At 67.5% G+C, this 15123-nt stretch carries 18 protein-coding genes; 13 read left to right on the top strand and 5 right to left on the bottom strand.

The window, feature by feature from the left end:
* The first annotated feature begins 20 nt into the window (after positions 1-20).
* The 5 genes from ACWGSM_RS08720 (at position 21) to ACWGSM_RS08700 (ending at position 3128) form a co-directional block, all read left to right on the top strand.
* Positions 21-341, top strand: coding sequence for a metal-sensitive transcriptional regulator (locus ACWGSM_RS08720; protein ID WP_344820465.1), 321 nt, complete (start codon positions 21-23; stop codon positions 339-341).
* Positions 342-872: 531 nt separating this feature from the next.
* Complete coding sequence (locus tag ACWGSM_RS08715) at positions 873-1172, top strand: hypothetical protein (RefSeq protein ID WP_452322526.1); 300 nt, start codon at positions 873-875, stop codon at positions 1170-1172.
* A gap of 79 nt (positions 1173-1251) precedes the next feature.
* Positions 1252-1860 (top strand): SRPBCC family protein, encoded by a 609-nt coding sequence (locus ACWGSM_RS08710; RefSeq protein WP_452322525.1) that lies wholly within the window; start codon positions 1252-1254, stop codon positions 1858-1860.
* Between the two features lie 59 nt (positions 1861-1919).
* Positions 1920-2540: a DUF4166 domain-containing protein gene (locus ACWGSM_RS08705; RefSeq protein ID WP_452322607.1), complete on the top strand. Its 621-nt coding sequence runs from the start codon at positions 1920-1922 to the stop codon at positions 2538-2540.
* A gap of 84 nt (positions 2541-2624) precedes the next feature.
* Positions 2625-3128 (top strand): hypothetical protein, encoded by a 504-nt coding sequence (locus tag ACWGSM_RS08700; protein ID WP_452322524.1) that lies wholly within the window; start codon positions 2625-2627, stop codon positions 3126-3128.
* 11 nt (positions 3129-3139) lie between these two features.
* Here ACWGSM_RS08700 and ACWGSM_RS08695 read toward each other — a convergent pair whose 3' ends face one another.
* From ACWGSM_RS08695 to ACWGSM_RS08685, 3 genes are all read right to left on the bottom strand, one after another.
* Positions 3140-4027, bottom strand: coding sequence for a hypothetical protein (locus ACWGSM_RS08695; protein WP_452322523.1), 888 nt, complete (start codon positions 4025-4027; stop codon positions 3140-3142).
* Between the two features lie 133 nt (positions 4028-4160).
* Complete coding sequence (locus ACWGSM_RS08690; protein ID WP_452322522.1) at positions 4161-5606, bottom strand: DUF222 domain-containing protein; 1446 nt, start codon at positions 5604-5606, stop codon at positions 4161-4163.
* A 104-nt stretch (positions 5607-5710) separates the two neighbouring features.
* Entirely contained in the window at positions 5711-6757 is a 1047-nt protein-coding gene (locus ACWGSM_RS08685; RefSeq protein ID WP_452322521.1) for an alpha/beta hydrolase family protein, read from the bottom strand.
* Positions 6758-6786: 29 nt separating this feature from the next.
* Here ACWGSM_RS08685 and ACWGSM_RS08680 point away from each other — a divergent pair, with 29 nt between their 5' ends.
* Together ACWGSM_RS08680 and ACWGSM_RS08675 are read left to right on the top strand one after the other, a co-directional pair.
* Entirely contained in the window at positions 6787-7377 is a 591-nt protein-coding gene (locus tag ACWGSM_RS08680; protein ID WP_452322520.1) for a GNAT family N-acetyltransferase, read from the top strand.
* Positions 7374-8177 (top strand): PaaX family transcriptional regulator, encoded by an 804-nt coding sequence (locus ACWGSM_RS08675; RefSeq protein ID WP_452322519.1) that lies wholly within the window; start codon positions 7374-7376, stop codon positions 8175-8177. Before ACWGSM_RS08680 ends, ACWGSM_RS08675 begins: the two co-directional genes overlap by 4 nt.
* 24 nt (positions 8178-8201) lie before the next feature.
* Here ACWGSM_RS08675 and ACWGSM_RS08670 read toward each other — a convergent pair whose 3' ends face one another.
* On the bottom strand, positions 8202-8654 hold the full coding sequence (locus ACWGSM_RS08670; protein WP_452322518.1) for a MepB family protein: 453 nt from the start codon (positions 8652-8654) through the stop codon (positions 8202-8204).
* Positions 8655-8711: 57 nt separating this feature from the next.
* The gene (locus ACWGSM_RS08665; protein WP_452322517.1) at positions 8712-10823 is read right to left on the bottom strand and encodes a RecQ family ATP-dependent DNA helicase; all 2112 of its coding nucleotides are present in this window, start codon (positions 10821-10823) and stop codon (positions 8712-8714) included.
* Positions 10824-10888: 65 nt separating this feature from the next.
* Here ACWGSM_RS08665 and ACWGSM_RS08660 point away from each other — a divergent pair, with 65 nt between their 5' ends.
* From ACWGSM_RS08660 to paaE, 6 genes are all read left to right on the top strand, one after another.
* Positions 10889-11308 (top strand): pilus assembly protein CpaE, encoded by a 420-nt coding sequence (locus ACWGSM_RS08660; protein WP_452322516.1) that lies wholly within the window; start codon positions 10889-10891, stop codon positions 11306-11308.
* A 74-nt stretch (positions 11309-11382) separates the two neighbouring features.
* Positions 11383-12360, top strand: coding sequence for a 1,2-phenylacetyl-CoA epoxidase subunit PaaA (gene paaA, locus ACWGSM_RS08655; RefSeq protein WP_452322515.1), 978 nt, complete (start codon positions 11383-11385; stop codon positions 12358-12360).
* On the top strand, positions 12357-12647 hold the full coding sequence (gene paaB / locus ACWGSM_RS08650) for a 1,2-phenylacetyl-CoA epoxidase subunit PaaB (protein ID WP_452322514.1): 291 nt from the start codon (positions 12357-12359) through the stop codon (positions 12645-12647). Before paaA ends, paaB begins: the two co-directional genes overlap by 4 nt.
* A 2-nt stretch (positions 12648-12649) precedes the next feature.
* Entirely contained in the window at positions 12650-13453 is an 804-nt protein-coding gene (gene paaC / locus ACWGSM_RS08645; RefSeq protein WP_452322606.1) for a 1,2-phenylacetyl-CoA epoxidase subunit PaaC, read from the top strand.
* Positions 13447-13944: a 1,2-phenylacetyl-CoA epoxidase subunit PaaD gene (paaD, locus tag ACWGSM_RS08640; protein ID WP_452322513.1), complete on the top strand. Its 498-nt coding sequence runs from the start codon at positions 13447-13449 to the stop codon at positions 13942-13944. The genes paaC and paaD overlap by 7 nt, the downstream gene beginning before the upstream one ends.
* Before the next feature lie 28 nt (positions 13945-13972).
* A complete protein-coding gene (gene paaE, locus ACWGSM_RS08635) occupies positions 13973-15121 on the top strand; it encodes a 1,2-phenylacetyl-CoA epoxidase subunit PaaE (RefSeq protein WP_452322605.1) in 1149 nt (382 codons plus the stop codon).
* The last annotated feature ends 2 nt before the right edge of the window (positions 15122-15123 follow it).

The raw sequence follows: 15123 nt of genomic DNA, 5'->3' as shown, positions 1-15123 counted from the left end.
CACAACCGCCGGAGATCCAGATGACTGATACCGCCGTCGCTACAACATCCTGCAACCACGCAGAGCACGGGTACATCACGGACAAAGCCCGCTACCTTGCTCGCCTCAAGCGCATCGAAGGACAATCACGCGGCATCCACCGCATGGTCGAGGACGAGAAGTACTGCATTGACATCCTCACTCAGATCTCCGCACTGACCAGCGCCTTGCAGAGCGTTGCCGTCGGGCTCCTCGAAGACCACCTGCGCCACTGTGTGGCAGATGCAGCTCGCGCCGGCAGCGACATCGCCGAAGAGAAGGTCCGGGAAGCGTCTCAGGCGATCGCCCGCCTCGTTCGCTGAGTCGCCTCGCCAACGTCGATTGATCGCTGACACTGTTCCGAACCGCAAGGTCGGTCTCGTATCCCATGGGTTACGAGAAAGCTGCCGTCGCCTTGCCACGCGCGTAAGGCGCTCAGCGCGTCTTCACAGGATCAGCCGGAAACCCTTGCCGTTTGGTGCTTATGACGAGCGTTTGTGGCGACCGTTCCGAGCCCGATATCTGGACCGCGCCGTAAACGATCGTTTTCGGCGCGGGCGCAGCGTTGCCGCTCCACGCGACCGAGCGCGACGCTGGAGTCAGAAACGGGCAGCGCGACGCTTGCGCTGGCTCGGCAAAAAACCGAGGGCCAGCGGAACGATGATGCCAAGGACACAAACAATGGCGAAGATCGGACCGGTCATGCAGCCATCGTTCCACGGATAGGGCGTCATAGACAGAACACCGATCGGTCGCCGTCTTCCGGAGATCGTGCGGTCTGCACCGGGAACAATCGTCCGCGGAAGATGGTGGTGCCGTCTGCGGTCCTACAGCAGGTCGCTACCCTCGATCACATGCTCGTGTTCGGCTGGCTCGTTGCAACGGTGGGCGTGCTGCTCTTTCACGTGGCGCTCACAATGACATTGCGCGCCAATCCGGCGACCAGGATTCCGTTCTACCGAAACGCCGATGCGGTTCCGGCCCGGTCGCTCGCTCTGCGCGCAACCGGTGCGGGTCTCATCGTCTTCGGGGCTGCGATGCTGAGCACGAGCGCTTGGTATTGGCCTCTCGCGATCGTTCTTGCCGGCCCGATCGCCGCGCTGCTTGTCATCGCTTTCCATAACAAGAAGGTCATGACCAGATCGAGCAGCTGAGCGTCGCCGCGATCACTGCCGACGCGGTAGCGTCGACTCTCAACGGTGTCGGCGAATATCGAGCCGGAGGGGGGCGGGTATGCGTCGGTCGCGGGCCTTGTACGTCGAGGTGCTCATCCGCGCTGAGATGGAGACGATCTGGGAACTGACGCAGGATCCCGAGCTCCACCCGAGGTGGGACCTGCGATTCAGCAGGATCGAGCAGACCGGTGTCGACCCGACCGGCCGGTCGCTGTTCCGGTATGAACGTGCCTTACCGCTGCACGTGATCCGTGGCGTGGGTGTCTCGCTCGGGGAGAAGTCCCGCGCTGACGGCACCCGCACATCCGCGCTCGCGTTCTCGACCGACGACCGCGTGTCGCCCTTGCGCAACGGTCGCGGATACTGGTGCTACGTGCCGACAGACGAAGGGGTGCGATTCATCACCGGATACGACTACCAACCGGGATGGGGCAGAGTCGCCGATTTGGTCATGCGCCCCTTGATCCTCTGGATGACGGCCTGGAGCTTCGACCGGCTGCGGATCTGGGCTGAGCGGGGCGAAGAACCAGCTAGTTGGCCGCTGCTGTCTGTCACGTGGCTCTGGCGTTCGGACCGACCCCGCGCATCACGGTGTCGCACTGCCCCACCGCGCGACGGCGCGATGGCGGGAGCTCCCGAAACCCTTCAGCAGGTGAGTGTCCCGTGAGCGATACGGCGATCTTTCGGGCTGCGCTCGGCGAGGAGGCCTTCGGGCGCCTGCACCCCATGATGCAGCGGCGTTTCGGGATCTCACTGGCGAACGGCTACGGGTGCGTCGGACGAGGGACCATGAGCCGCATTCGCAGAGGGCCATGGTGGACGGTTCCGTTTCTGCTGATCGGCCGGCTGCGCCACATCCTCGTCGCGTACACCGGCACGAACGTGCCCTTCGTCATCGAGAACTACCCGTACCTCGACCCGTTCGGTCGAGAGACCGTGACATTCGTTCGCGAGTATCGCGCGCGACGGCGACCGGCGCGGTTCGACGCCACCATGGTGCTCGATCCGTCCCGGACCACGATCGTGGACTACCTCGGTACGCATCAGCACCTTGCCGTCGATCTGCACCTCGAAGTCGACGCGCATGGCGGCCTCGTTCTGCGATCGAATGAGCAGCGCTTCTACGAGGGGCCCATCGCGTTCCGATTCCCGATGCTGTTCTCGGGTCGCGCGGAACTGCACGAGCGCTACGACGACGCCAGGGGCGCCTTCCACATCTCGCTCGAGGTGCGGAACCGACTCTTCGGCTTCCTCTTCGGCTACGAGGGCTGGTTCACGTGCGAGTTCCCGCCCGCGACCGATGCCCCGGACCGCCTGAAGCCACGACGACACGAGCGACGCCTCTGACGCTTCAGCGGGAGCGGTTCAGTGCGGCTCCCTCGCGGAGGCGCCGAGGAGACGTCTGCATCGACGGTTGGATAGCATCGCGGGATGCCCGGCCGATCACGACGCAGCCCGAAGAAGCAGCTGCTTCTGATGGCGACCGGGGCCGGCGTGCTCGTTGTCGCCATGTGGGTCGTGACCCTTGCGCTGCCCGATCCGAGGCCGCCGACGGTGGAAGCGGCGGCGGCGAAGATCGAATCGTACTTCGACCGTGTTGAAGGGTCGCTCGCCGCGAGCAGCGTGCTCGATCGTTCGGCAGAGGTCGTCGAGGAGCCCTGTCCGCTGGAGGGCTTCGGCAATCAGGCCACGGTCCGGCGCACTCTACGCATCGACCCGGGCCTCGATCGCGTGGCCTGGGTGGCTGGCCTCGGCGAGGTCTTTCCTGAGGAGGACGGCTGGGTCGTGCGGATCCGGACACTCGATTCTCGCGACAATCTCGGTATCCGCCTCGTGGCCCGGGATCTGACGATCATCAACATCGTTGCCAGCGCCTCCGATGGTGGTGCGCGCATCACGCTGAAGTCCACGAGCGAGTGCAGCCAAGCGAACTGATGCGCAGCAGATCACTCCACCGGAGGGCGGATCTTCGCGAGGATGCTCGCGCCTTCAGTACCCGCGGACACGATCAACGTTTCCGCGTCGACCCATCCCATAGCTCGGATGTCGCAGAGCGGGGGCGAGACCTTTCCGTCACTCGTCTCAATACTCCGCAGGTCGCACAACGCATCACGTTCGACGACCTGGTGCGCGTCGGCGGAGCCGCCCTGCACGTGCCATGGCTCCTCAGCGACTCGCGGCGTGGTGCTCCATACGCGGGCTCCGGCCGGGTTCGTCGCCATCACTGGTGTCCCCTCTGCGAACTTCGCGAAGTGCGAGCGCTCGCCCGTCTCATCGATCGCGATCAATCGAGACCCTGTGTTGGCGATGATCGACAAGTCGGGCGTGACAGACAGCTTCACGTCTTCGTGATGCCTCATCTCGAGTGGCGGGGTGACCGCTGGATCGACGATCGCCTCGTCCAGCCGTCGAACGACGAAACGCGCGTCGCCGCTGTCGCTGAAGAGATACTCGACGTAGAAGATGGTGTCATCGAGTACGGCGACATCGCCGACGACATCCGCATCAGCGTCGATCGGCGTCCAGGCCATCGCAGCGGTGTCGAAGAGCCATAGCCCTCCGTCTGGATCTTCATCCATGTGACCGGAGACGACGAGCGTGAGCGAGTCGATCGCAGACATGCCCCGAACACGCAGGAAGCCCTTCTCTCCCTCGAGGTTGAACCGACGGATCGTCTCGTCGTCCTCGTCGATATGCAGCCACGACCCAGACGACTCCGTCCAGAACCCGCCGGCCGTGTCGACAGCGATGTGCGACATCGGGTAGGTCACGTCGATCATGTCGGTCTCGACGTCGCCGTCCATCGCATTGTCGTACTCGATCGGAGCGATCACCCACGCATCTGCAGGGGGCGGTGGAGCGCAGGATGTGAGGAGTACGACGAGCGCAGCCGCTATGAGAGAACCCGACATCCGATAGCGCTTCACAGCGGGATCGTATCTGTCGCTGGCTCTGCCCAGCTGATGCTTACTCCCGCAGCACCGCGGTGCGCCGTCGTCGCGAGTGCAGGGCGGAGAGTCGTGGGGTGCGCCATCTCTGTTCGGGGTCCCACCAGGCGGGGCCGCGGATCTGCGGAAGTCCGCTGTTCATGCGGATCTCCCACCCGGACTGCCCGAGAGATCGATGGTGCCACCAGCAGAGCGGCACGCCGTTGTCCGTATGCGTCGGGCCGCCCCGGGCGTGCTCGACCACGTGGTGGATCTCGCACCAGGTCGCGGGGACATGGCATCCGGGAATCAGACATTCCTGATCTCGGGCGACGATGGCGCGCCGCTGATGAACGGTGAATACGCGGTCGGTGGTGCTGATGCCCACGATGCGACCCTCATCGAACAGCACGCGCTGCACGGCTCCGGTGCACGCGGTGTGGGTCGCGACGTGCAGCGGAACGGCGCTCTCGGATCCCGGCAGGGTCGCCCAGCCGGTGCCGGCCGCCAGATCGGCGGCGTCGACGTGCACGACCAGAGTCGGGGCCGCACCGCCGAGTGAGGGCATCTCGCTGTGCCGAGCGGCGATCCCGAGAGCGGCGGCGAGCGCATCGTGCCTCTTCTGCGCGGGAGTGCGCGAATCGATCACCTTGCGGAGGTCGCTGTTGAACTCGTCATCGTTGCACGGGTCGTCGTCGAAGGTGAACCGGACGCCCGTGTCGGGAGCACCGCCGACCTTCGGGTTGTTGTACGCGTCATCGATGAGCTGCCACTGCGCGGCCAGCTCGGGGGTGAGGTTTCCCCTCACCGGATGGAGCCCGTCGCGCTCCCGACCGATCGTGAACCCTCGGCGCGTCTGCGCACGCTCGTCTGACGGCTCGGCGCCGTCCGGATCGAGGGCGATGGCCAGGGCGGCCGCGAACTGCTTCAGGTCTTCCGCCGATGCTCGCGGCGCCTGCCGGCGATCACCGTGGTCGGCATCGTCGAGGTCACCGGGGAGCACGTCACCGCGGGCGAACGCCGCCAGATTGGCGTCAGCCCACATCCGCTGCTCGACAGTGATTCGATCCCGTCCGCGCTCCAGCGGGGCAACGGAAGCCAGCAGACCGGCGACACCGACGGCACCGTCGAGCAGCGCCTCGCGCATGGCGGGCCAGCGGGCCGGCATCCGCTCCCCCGACACGAGACTGGTCTCGCGCTGCACGGGCTCCGCCGCCCGGATGATCCGCGCCGCGGTCGGAGCATCAACCAGCGCTGCCCGACGGAGCACCTCGTTCATGCCCCGGCATCCGAAACGATGCCCGAAGTCCACATCGGAGGTGGCGACGGTCTCGACGATGCCGGCATCCGCCAGCCGCGATATCTCCCCGAGCCCGGCAAGCGCTTCCGCGCGCTCCGCATCCGACAGCCCCGCTAGCGCGTCGCCCGACAGCAGATCGCGCAGGTCGGCGGCGACCTGAGCGAGAGCATCGGCGGGGCTGTTCATACCTCCATTCTGACGAGGGCCACCGACATTCACCGGGGTGGTTATCCCCAGATCAGTGGACGCTTTCGGAAGGAGAAGTCTCGGTGTCGCGCAGCCAGAGTCATCTACTCAGACGACGGGATGCTGGAGAGAAATGACCTGTAGTCATCGATGGCCGCAGGCGCGAGGAGAGCGCGGGGCCAGACAGCGCCAGTGAAGAAACCGACGAGGTCATTCTCTTCCATCACGGGTCTGGCCAGGGAGTGAGCTCCGTCGATGTGAGTCACGCTCAGGGACGATCCGAAGATCGATCGGTACGTCTCCTCAGTCTCAACGACGTCGACGTTGCGGTCGTGCATGCCCACCATGAGGTGCACAGGGATGCCGCGAGCGGCTGAGGCGGCGAGGTCAGCAGTCGCGTCCGAGTCGACGTTTCGCTGGACGAACTTCCACCGCGCCTCTGTCATAGGGTCCGCGCGCGCTGATGATGATGATGATGATGATGATGAAAGATATTCCTCGTACGACGCACCCCGCTCGAGGAGAGCGCGCGTCTGGTCGCTTGCCGCGATCGCCTCCTCTCGCTCCTCCTCGCTCGCTCCGTCGTGCTCCAGTTCAGCGACGAGGTTGAAGCGACCCTGCCGAAGCCATTTGATCGCCGTGCCCACGGCGACGACGGCGTCGATGTCATCGCGGATGCGAGTGACTTCAGGAAGGACCCAGCCGGCCTGGCTCGCTCCCCACAGCACGATCGTTCCGGTCGGGACGCCGGCTTGTGCATGAGCCCAGTCGATGGCCGCGGAGACCTCGCTCGCCCGATCCTTCATCGACTGCGAGAGCCAGTCTCCGTCCGAGTCCGCCACGCCAGGCTTGCTCCATGAGAGGGTCGCGAACCCGGCATCCGCCGCTCCCTCGAACCACGGCGAGTAGAGACCGTCCTGCGTCGCCTCGACCGGCCCGTCCCCGTGAACCATCACCACGAGACCTCGAGGCGACCCTTCCGGTGGCAGCGTCAGAACCCCGGAGAGGCTTCCCTCAGGGCCGGGTATCGTCACCGCCGTCTGTTCGAAGCGATAGCTATTGCCCACGACAGCAGTACCGATGACTACCGCCACAGCGCCGAAGAGGCCGAGAAGAGCGAACGTGGTCCGCTTACGTTTCGTGATGCGCACGGTCGTAGCATATGGGATATATTTGTGGCATGGGAGAAGCGATCGTTGCGGAAGGGTTCACCGAAGAGGAGCGCCCACGCGTCGCGACCCTGTACTGGGAGGCTTTCGGGCGCAAGCTGGGTGCGGGGTTCATCGATGCGGCCACCGGGCGGCGCGTCATCGAAGGCGCTCTTCGCGACACGAACATGCTCATCGCCAGAGAACATGGTGCCGTTGTGGGAGTCTGCGGCTTCCACGCAGACGGCACGGGGTCCGCAGACCTCGGATGGTCGCGACTCAGAAGATCGCTCTCAGTCCCCGCGGCATTGCGGGCCAGTCTCGTCTTATCGCTGCTCTCGCACTCGGAACGTCCTGGCGCTCTGGTGCTCGACGGCATCTGCGTCGACCAAGCTGTTCGTGGACGTGGTATCGGGTCTTCGCTGTTGAGCGCAGCCGCTGACAAGGCCCGTCGCATGGGGGCGAGAACGGTCAATCTCTCGGTGATCGATCGCAACCGCCGGGCTCGGGCCCTCTACGAACGCCAGGGCTTCACACCCGTCGGGCGCGGGGCTCTCGGCCTCCTGTCGCCTGTATACGGGTTCGACGGATACACGGCCATGGAGCTCGAGGTCGGACGATGACGCGGCAGGTCTCTCCGAGGACCGTCATCGAAGCCTTCCTCCCCCCGACCGGACGCGCGCCGCTGAAGCTCGTCTATGACACGGCCAACCTTGCTGGCCTTCAGGATCAGCCCGTCCGGCTGGCGCTGCGTCGCATGGTCGCCAGCGGCGATATCGAGCAGACAGGGCGGGGTCGGGCAGGGACGATCGGCCTGACGAGCACCGGGCGACAGCGACTGGAGCGTGATCGACGGAGCCTGGCTCTTGCGTTCGCCCAGGACGCTGGGAACGCGCCCTGGGACGGCCGGTGGCGGTTGATCGCCGTGTCAGTCCCCGAACGTGAGCGTGCAGCTCGCGACGCCTTGCGCCGCGGGCTGCACGAGCTCGGCGCCGTCGCCATCTCGACAGGTCTCCACGTCAGCCCACACGACCTGATCGCAGAACTCCCAGACGAGGCGCTGCCCTATCTGTCGGCAGCGACCACCGGGGACTTGAATGTGCGAGGCACGACCGACGCTCGAACGATCGCGCAGGCACTGTGGCCCAGCGAGCCCACCCTCGCCGCCTACGCGACACTCGACGAAACGCTCCTCCGGCGCATCTCAGATCCCAGCCTGCCGGCCGTCGTGCGCCTGCTCCTGCTCGCCGACGCCCTGGAGCTCGCCATTCGAGAGGATCCGCTGCTCCCCCTCGAGCTGCGACGCACGCCATGGCCACCGTCCCGGACACGCAGAGATTGGGCCCGCCGGTGGGAAGCGCTGCGCGAGGAGTGCCAGAGCCCGGTCTACGACGGATGGTGGCCTCTGACAGCACGTCCGTAGCTGTCGTCGACCCGACGGGGCGCGCTATTCAGGCCGGCTTTGCGGATGATATTCGTGAAAGGCCGACGCCTGAGCGCGCTGCGCGGCCATTGCCTGCACATTCAGATCACTGCTCCAGCTCGGATACACGCGGAACCCGCGTTTGCCTGGCCGCCTGCCCGCGGTGATGCCCAGTTCCCTGAGGTGCGCGGCGCTGAAGCGGAACACACCGTTCCTGCTCTCATGCTGCACGAAGACGAGTAGGCCCGCTGCGACATCGTCGTCGCCGAACGGCGCTGTCCTGCCGTCAGGGTCTCGCTGCCAGAAAGCGAGAAACGCTCCCGGCTTTTTCGGTGTGGTCCTCGCTGTGCGCACGTGCCACACCTCGTCGCCGATCCGCGCCAAGCCCGACTCGTAGTCGGTGTTCTGCAATTCAGGGGTGACGAAGACAGCCACCGCCAGAGTGGTCGCATACCTCTTGAGCGCGGTGAAGGTCACCGCAACAAGCTATCCGCATCCACCCTCACGCCGGGACCGCGCTGCTCAAGGCGACGCTCAGCCCCGCAGCGCCAGCACGAAGGGCAGCACCTCGCCGGCGCCGGCCCGGCGCAGCTCGCGCGCCGCGACGGTGAGCGTCCAGCGGCTGTCGGCCTGGTCATCGACGAGCAGCACCGGCCCGTCCGGCACCGCGAGCCCCTCGGCACTGAAACGCTCCCAGAGCCCGGCGAGACGGAACACGCTGTTACCGCCCGGTTCGCCACTCGGCCCGCCGTTCGCGAAGCCGAGTGCGCCGATGTACGGCAGCCTGCCGATGCCGGCGATGCCGCGAGCGAGCGAGTCGACGAGCAGAGGCTTCGACCGCGACGGCATCGCGACGACGGCCACGGGGCGCCGCTCCCAGCCCCACCCCGCCAGCACCCGCACGCACGCCTCGAGCACCTGAGGGGTCACCTCGGCATCCGGCGCTCCGGCGGCGAACATCTGCCGCAGTGTCCCGCCCCAGCCGAGGTCGGTGAGCCTCGCCAGCGCGCGGCCCTCGCCCGCCTGCTCGTCGGCAGGGATGCGTCCTCTCACCGGCACGCCGACTCGGTCGCCGCCGGTGGGCCATTGCCGGCGCGCTTCGATGGGCACGCCGACGCGGTCGAGAGCCCCGGATGCCGCTGCTCCCGCATCCGAGCCGATCTCGGCCGGAAACCACGGCCCGGCGCAGTTGTCGCAGCGACCGCACGGCGCGGCCGTGTCGTCGTCGAGCGAGCGCTGCAGGAACTCCATGCGACAGCCGTCGGTCTGCTGGTAGTCGAGCATGTGCTGCTGCTCGGCCCGGCGTTCGGCGGCGATGCGCTCGTACCGCTCGGCGTCGTACACCCACGGCTGACCGGTGGCGACCCACCCGCCCTGCACGCGCCGCACCGCGCCGTCGACATCGAGCACCTTCAGCAGCAGCTCGAGGGGCGTGCGGCGGATGTCGACGATCGCCTCGAGCGCGGGAGTGGACAGCGGCTGATCACTCAGCGCCGCGATCACGCGCTCCGCACGCTCGCGGTCGGGCATCGACGCGGTGGCGAAGTAGTGCCAGATGTCACGGTCCTCCACACCCGGCAACAGCAGCACGTCGGCGCTGTCACTGGCTCGCCCGGCACGACCGACCTGCTGGTAGTAGGCGACCGGTGACGACGGGGCACCGAGGTGCACGACGAAGCCGAGGTCCGGCTTGTCGAAGCCCATACCGAGGGCGCTGGTCGCGACGAGCGCCTTGACCTCGTTGCGCTTGAGCATCCCCTCGGATTCCTCGCGCTCGTCGGCATCCGTCTGTCCGGTGTAGGCGCGCACCGCGTGCCCCTGCTCTCGCAGCAGCCGGGCGGTGTCGACCGCGGCCGACACCGTGAGCGCGTAGATGATGCCAGAGCCGGGCAGATCGTTCAGATGGCTGAGCAGCCAGGCCAGCCGCTGCGCCGACCCGGGCAGCTGCAGCACCCCGAGGCGGAGGGATGCCCGCGCCAGCGGCCCACGGATCGTCAGAACCCCGGCATCCGCCGGCGACGTGCCACCGAGCTGCTCGGCCACGTCGGCGACCACCCTGCTGTTGGCCGTCGCCGTCGTCGCCAGCACCGGGACACCTGCGGGCATCTCGGCGATCAGCTCGCGCAGGCGCCGGTAGTCGGGGCGGAAGTCGTGCCCCCAGTCGCTGATGCAGTGCGCTTCGTCGACGACGAGCATCCCGATCCGCCGCACCAGCGCCGGCAGCTGATTCTCGCGAAACGACGGGTTGTTCAGCCGCTCGGGCGAGACGAGCAGTACGTCGACCTCGTCGCGGTCGAGGCGCGCGATCACGTCGGTCCACTCGTGCGCGTTGGTCGAATTGATCGCCACGGCCCGCACCCCGGCGCGCTCGGCCGCCGCGATCTGGTCGCGCATCAGTGCGAGCAGCGGCGAGACGAGCACGGTCGGGCCCGCCCCCTGCCGACGCAGCAGCAGCGTCGCGACGAAGTACACGGCCGACTTGCCCCATCCGGTGCGCTGCACGACGAGCGCGCGGCGGTGATCGGCGACCAGCGCCTCGATCGCCTCGTACTGTCCGTCGTGGAACGTCGCGTCGGGCCGGCCGACCAGCTCACGCAGCGCAGCGAGCGCGGCATCGCGGATGTCGGTCGAGGTCGGTGCAGCCATGGCACCACTCTGCCGCACCCCGCCGACACCGCCCTGGGCATCCGCCGGTCGCTTAGCGTAGAGGCATGATCAGCCGAGAGCTCGCCGTCGCCCTGCGCGAGAACGGCCTGGTCTGGCATCCGGCCAGCGGCGATCGGTTCGCGCTCGACCTGCCCGACGAGATCGAGCTCGAGGCCGAAGCCGACATCTTCACCGTCAGCGAGATGACGATCGAAGCGCGCACGACCCCGTCGGGCACCGACCTCGCCTTCAACGGCACCACGGAGTGGGCGCTCGATGCCGTGCAGCTGACGGAGGCGGTCTGGCTGCCCAGGGAAGACCAGCTGCGCGAGCTTCTGCGCGGCACGTTCCGTTCGCTGCGGCGCCTGCCCGACGCGTTCGTCGTCGAGATCGAGATCGCCGGTGAACGCCTCGATTTCGAGCATCCCGGACCCGCCGAAGCCTACGGTCAGGCGCTGCTCACCCTGCTGCGCCGCGCTCGCTGACACCCGTCTTGCCCACCCGACTCCTGCGTGCGAGAATTACCAAACGAACGGTCAGTAAACCGATGGAGTCGATGATGACCAGCCCCGCAGACCTTTCCCTCGTCGAGGGCGACCTCTCAGACGACGAGCGCCGCTTCGACGAGCTGGTCGAGAACGAGCAGCGCATCGAGCCCCGCGACTGGATGCCCGACGCATACCGCAAGACGCTGATCCGGCAGATCTCGCAGCACGCCCACTCCGAGATCATCGGCATGCAGCCCGAGGGCAACTGGATCACCCGCGCGCCAAGCCTCAAGCGCAAAGCCATCCTGATGGCCAAAGTGCAAGACGAAGCCGGCCACGGCCTCTACCTCTACTCGGCCGCGCAGACCCTCGGCACGACGCGCGAGGAGATGATGCGGCAGCTGATCGACGGCAAGGCGAAGTACTCGTCGATCTTCAACTACCCCACCCCCACCTGGGCTGACATGGGAGCCATCGGCTGGCTCGTCGACGGCGCCGCCATCGTCAATCAGGTGCCGTTGTGCCGCGCGTCGTACGGCCCGTATGGCCGGGCGATGGTGCGCATCTGCAAGGAGGAGTCGTTCCATCAGCGACAGGGATTCGAGATCCTGCTGGCGCTCATGCAGGGCACCGACGAGCAGCGCGAGATGGCGCAGGATGCCGTGAACCGCTGGTACTGGCCGAGCCTGGCGATGTTCGGCCCGCCGGATGACCAGTCGCCGAACTCCGCGCAGTCGATGAAGTGGAAGATCAAGCGCTTCTCGAACGACGACCTGCGTCAGCGTTTCGTCGGGATGCTCGTGCCGCAGGCCGAGATCCTCGGGATCACCCTGCCCGACCCCGACCTGACCTGGAACGACGAGACCCAACAGTACGACATGGGCGAGATCGACTGGGATGAGTTCTTCGAGGTGCTGAAGGGCAACGGTCCGTGCAACGCGGAACGTCTCGAGCGCCGCCGGACCGCGCACGACGAGGGCGCGTGGGTGCGTGAGGCGGCCGCTGAGTACGCCCGCAAGCAGGCGCTGCGGACGGAGGTGGCGTCGTGACCGAGCAGACCGCCTGGCCCCTGTGGGAGGTCTTCGTGCGCGCGAACCGCGGACTCAGTCACGTGCACGTCGGGTCGCTCGTGGCTCCGGATGCCGCCATGGCCGTGCGCAACGCCCGCGACCTCTACACGCGGCGCGGTGAGGGGGTGTCGATCTGGGTGGTTCCGGCGGATGCCGTCACGACGAGTGATCCGGATGCCAAGGAGGCCTTCTTCGAGACGTCGGAGGGCAAGAACTACCGGCACGCCACGTACTACACGGCATCCGAGGGGGTGCCGCACCTGTGAACATCCACATCTCCGTCGAGCAGCGGCAGCTGGCATCCGAACTCGCCGGCGGCGAGAATCGTGCCCCCTCGGCCGACGTCGCCGAGTACGCACTGTGGCTGGGCGACGACGCACTGATCCTCTCGCAGCAGCTCGGCGCGTGGATCTCACGTGCTCCCGAACTGGAGGAGGATGTCGCGCTCGGCAACATCGCCCTCGACCTGCTGGGGCACGCGCGCTCGCTGCTGCGCTACGCCGGCTCGTGGGACGGCCGCAGCGAGGACGACCTGGCGTACTTCCGCGATGAACCGGAGTTCCGCAGCTCATGGCTGGTCGAGCAGCCCAATGGCGACTTCGCGCAGACCATCGCGAGGCAGCTGATCGCCTCGACGTACATGTACGAGTTGTACTCGGCGTTGCGCGGATCGACGGATGAGACCTTCGCCGCGATCGCCGCGAAGTCGCTCAAAGAGGTCGACTACCACCGCGACCACGCCGTGCAGTGGGTACTGCGCCTCGCCGGCGGCACCGAGTTCTCGCGCGAGAAGATGATCCGGGCGCTGACCGATGTGTGGCCGTACGTCGACGAGCTGTTCCGCGACGAGCCGCTGATCGACCGGCTCGAGGGCGTCGCCGTGCGGCCGTCGACGCTGCGCGCGGGATTCGACGCCGTGATCGATACCGTGTTCGCCGAGGCCGGTCTGATGGCGCCCGATGCGAAGGCATCCCGCGCCGGCGGCCGCCGCGGCTCGCACGCCACCCCATTCGGTCACCTGCTCGCCGAGATGCAGGTGCTCGCCCGGCGGCATCCGGGGGCGACATGGTGACCGTCACCGAGCGCTCGGCTCGCGCGCGGGAGGTCGCGGCCGCGGTCGCCGACCCCGAGATCCCCGTGCTCACCATCGCCGACCTCGGAGTGCTGCGCGACGTGCGGGTCGAGGGCGAGCGCGTCACGGTCGACATCACTCCCACCTACTCCGGATGCCCGGCGATGGACGCCATCCGCGACGACATCATCCTCGCGCTGACCGCCGACGGCTTCGCCGACGTCGAGGTGCGCCTCGTGCTCTCCCCCGCCTGGACGACGGACTGGATGAGCGACGACGGAAAGCGCAAGCTCGTCGAGTACGGCATCGCCCCGCCGTCGGGCAGCGCGGCCCATCGCGAGGGGCCCATCCGCGTGACCCTCGCGGTGAAGTGCCCCCGGTGCGGCTCTCTCGACACCCGCGAGGTGTCGCGCTTCGGCTCGACCTCGTGCAAGTCGCTGTACGAATGCCGCGCCTGCCTGGAGCCGTTCGACCACTTCAAGGTGATCTGATGGAGGCGATCTGATGCCGCTGTTCCGGATGCCCGTGGCCGCCACTGGCGACGGGAACGCCGCGCCGATCGCCGCAGACCGGCACCGCGCCCGGTTCCACACCCTCACCGTGTCTGACGTGCGCCGTCTCACCGACGACGCCATCGAGGTGACCTTCACCGTGCCGGCCGACTTCGCCGACGAGTACGCCTACCTGCCAGGGCAGTACGTCGCGCTGCGGGTGCAGCTCGACGGCACCGAAGTCCGCCGCTCGTACTCGCTGTGCCGCCCGCCCTCGCCGGTGCGCGACGGCACCACCAGCCTCAGCGTCGCCGTCAAACGCGACGAGGGCGGCCTGTTCTCGACCTGGGCGCAGACCGAGCTGACGCCCGGGTTCGAAATCGACGTGATGAGCCCGCAGGGCACCTTCACCTCAGGACTCGACGAGCTCGAGGGCACGCACGTGGTCGGCATCGCCGCGGGCTCGGGCATCACGCCGATGATGGCGCTCGCCCGCACCCTGCTCACGGCATCCGACACCACGCGCTTCACCCTGCTGTACACGAATCGGTCGACCAGCGACGTGATGTTCCTCGAGGATCTCGCCGACCTCAAAGACCGCTACCCGACTCGGCTCGTGCTGCACCACGTGCTCTCGCGCGAGCAGCGCACGGCCCCGGTGCTCTCTGGCCGCATCGACGAGCAGAAGCTGCGCACCATGCTGCAGTCGCTGATCCTTCCGTCGACGGTGGACGAGTGGTTCCTGTGCGGGCCGTTCGCGCTCGTCGACCTGTGCCGCGAGGTGCTCGCCGACATCGGCGTGCCGAGCGAGCACGTGCGCTTCGAGCTGTTCACCACCGGGGATGCCGTCGCCGAGCGCGGCCCCCGCCGGGTGCAGGTGCGCCAGGGCGAGAAGACGGTGCGGATCGAGGTCAACCTCGACGGCGTCTCGTCGACCGTCGAGAGTCCGGTCGGCGCGCACGAGTCGGTGCTGAACGCGGCGCTGCGGGTGCGACCGGATGCCCCGTTCGCGTGCTCCGGAGGAGTGTGCGGCACGTGCCGGGCACGGGTGCTCGAGGGCAGCGTCACCATGACCGAGAACTACGCCCTCGAACCCGACGAGCTCGAGCGCGGGTACGTGCTCACGTGCCAGTCCCATCCCACCAGCGACCGACTCGTCGTGGACTACGACGTGTGAGT

The organism is Microbacterium sp. NPDC055521 (assembly GCF_053619695.1).
Note: the sequence above shows the minus strand (reverse complement) of the source record. Positions and strands in the feature narration are given on the sequence as shown.

Coding starts and splice junctions, on each gene's coding strand:
- ACWGSM_RS08720 (WP_344820465.1), top strand. CDS start 21: ATGACTGATACCGCCGTCGCTACAACATCCTGCAACCACGCAGAGCAC.
- ACWGSM_RS08715 (WP_452322526.1), top strand. CDS start 873: ATGCTCGTGTTCGGCTGGCTCGTTGCAACGGTGGGCGTGCTGCTCTTT.
- ACWGSM_RS08710 (WP_452322525.1), top strand. CDS start 1,252: ATGCGTCGGTCGCGGGCCTTGTACGTCGAGGTGCTCATCCGCGCTGAG.
- ACWGSM_RS08705 (WP_452322607.1), top strand. CDS start 1,920: ATGATGCAGCGGCGTTTCGGGATCTCACTGGCGAACGGCTACGGGTGC.
- ACWGSM_RS08700 (WP_452322524.1), top strand. CDS start 2,625: ATGCCCGGCCGATCACGACGCAGCCCGAAGAAGCAGCTGCTTCTGATG.
- ACWGSM_RS08690 (WP_452322522.1), bottom strand. CDS start 5,606: ATGAACAGCCCCGCCGATGCTCTCGCTCAGGTCGCCGCCGACCTGCGC.
- ACWGSM_RS08680 (WP_452322520.1), top strand. CDS start 6,787: ATGGGAGAAGCGATCGTTGCGGAAGGGTTCACCGAAGAGGAGCGCCCA.
- ACWGSM_RS08675 (WP_452322519.1), top strand. CDS start 7,374: ATGACGCGGCAGGTCTCTCCGAGGACCGTCATCGAAGCCTTCCTCCCC.
- ACWGSM_RS08665 (WP_452322517.1), bottom strand. CDS start 10,823: ATGGCTGCACCGACCTCGACCGACATCCGCGATGCCGCGCTCGCTGCG.
- ACWGSM_RS08660 (WP_452322516.1), top strand. CDS start 10,889: ATGATCAGCCGAGAGCTCGCCGTCGCCCTGCGCGAGAACGGCCTGGTC.
- paaA (WP_452322515.1), top strand. CDS start 11,383: ATGACCAGCCCCGCAGACCTTTCCCTCGTCGAGGGCGACCTCTCAGAC.
- paaD (WP_452322513.1), top strand. CDS start 13,447: ATGGTGACCGTCACCGAGCGCTCGGCTCGCGCGCGGGAGGTCGCGGCC.
- paaE (WP_452322605.1), top strand. CDS start 13,973: ATGCCCGTGGCCGCCACTGGCGACGGGAACGCCGCGCCGATCGCCGCA.